This is a genomic window from Orenia metallireducens (assembly GCF_003001995.1).
GTDB classification, from domain to species: domain Bacteria; phylum Bacillota; class Halanaerobiia; order Halobacteroidales; family Halobacteroidaceae; genus Orenia; species Orenia metallireducens_B.
In genome coordinates this window covers 1-1,242 of sequence record NZ_PVNB01000092.1, presented here as the reverse complement: position 1 = coordinate 1,242, position 1,242 = coordinate 1, and the positions used below count along the sequence as shown (strand labels likewise).

Here is a 1,242-nt window from a genome sequence, read left to right as displayed (position 1 = left end):
ACCATCGGAAATACATTCTCTTCCTCTTCTATAATAAAGTCTAGTAGGTAAGGTTGAGGACTATTGATTGCTTCCTCTAATGCTGGTTTTATCTCTTCTGCCTTTGTTATTCTCTTAGCCTTAATTCCATAAGCTTCTGCCAGTTTAACAAAGTCAGGTGTTGTCACTGGACAATGTTCCCCTGGCAAAGAACATCCCGGCGGACAGCTCTCCTGCATCTTCAAACAGACTGAGGAATATCTTCTATCATAGAACATCTCTTGCCACTGCCTTACCATCCCTAAATATCCATTGTTAAAGATAGCAATATTTAATGGTAGTTTATTCTTAGCTACTGTGGCTAGCTCTTGGACATTCATCTGAAAACTTCCATCACCAGCTAAAGCAAAAACTATACTATCCTTATTAGCAACTTGGACTCCTACAGCAGCAGGGAAGCCATATCCCATCGTTCCCAAACCTCCAGAGGTCATAAAGCTTCTAGGCTTAGTATATTTATAGAATTGAGCTGCCCACATCTGGTGTTGCCCTACTTCAGTAGTAATTAAGGCTTCACCTTTGGTTAACTCATCTATTGCCTCAATAATCTCCTTAGGAGATAGTTTCTGCTTATCTTTTTTAACGTGGCTAACCTCATCTAATTTACGCCAAGTATCGATTAATGCCAACCATTCATCTCTATCCTTCTCTTCAACCATTTTGTTTAAAATAGTTAGGATTCTCTTAACATCTCCAACTATTGGAATATCAACAAGCTTTCTCTTACCTACCTCTGCTGGGTCGATATCGATGTGAATAATCTTAGCATCCTTAGCAAAGGTGTCAAGCTTTCCTGTAACCCTATCATCAAATCTTGCTCCAATTGCAACCAACAAGTCGGCATTGGATACAGCTAGATTCGCTTCAGTAGTACCATGCATTCCTAACATTCCTAAACTCAATTTATCTCTTTCATTAAAGGCTCCAAGCCCTGTTAAGGTAGTAGTTACTGGAATGTCCCCTTTCTTAGCCAATTCCTGTAATTCATTACTAGCTTCTGAGATGATCACACCTCCACCAGAATAAATTACTGGATTCTCTGCTTCATTAATTACCTTAGCTGCCTCTTTAATCTGTAGCTCATGCCCTTCATAGTTTGGCTTATAACCTGGTAGATTGATCTCTTTGGGGTAAGTGAATTCCGCTTTTGCTAATAAAATATCTTTAGGAATATCAATTAAGACAGGTCCAGGTCTTCCAGTT

1 protein-coding gene is annotated in these 1,242 nt (G+C 39.3%); it reads right to left on the bottom strand.

What is annotated here, in order from left to right; translation table 11 throughout:
• On the bottom strand, positions 1-1,242 hold a 1,242-nt coding region (ilvB, locus tag BX659_RS18745; RefSeq protein WP_106231987.1), incomplete at both ends, for a biosynthetic-type acetolactate synthase large subunit.